Origin of the sequence: Bacteroides sp. ET71 (assembly GCF_023336905.1) — a bacterium.
Classification (GTDB): domain Bacteria; phylum Bacteroidota; class Bacteroidia; order Bacteroidales; family Bacteroidaceae; genus Bacteroides.
In genome coordinates, this window is record NZ_JAMBLS010000180.1 from 1 (window position 1) to 268 (window position 268).

A 268-nucleotide genomic window follows, 5' to 3' on the forward strand; every position below is an offset into this window, starting at 1 on the left:
AGGCAGCTCGTCGATGATGATGGAGCTTTTCAGCCTGCCCTTCTTGTTCACCAGTTTGACGATGCGCGAGTTATACAGTCCGAGTGCAGCCCCGTAGATGGCCTGCCGGTCGGGGTTGTTGCCGATGCAGAGCACCTTCGGCTCGTCGGGATTGTTGATGTCGAGGGAGAACTCGTCGGCGGACATCACCCAATAGAGTGCCGGGGAAATCATGCGCGAGAGCGGTATCTTGGCCGAAGCAATCTGCCCCATGAGCTGGTCGGCAGCC

The 268-nt window shown here is 59.0% G+C and carries 1 pseudogene; it reads right to left on the reverse strand.

The features are described 5' to 3' along the window. Positions 1 to 268 (reverse strand): annotated as a pseudogene (locus M3090_RS15775) (conjugal transfer protein TraG); the annotation flags it as partial.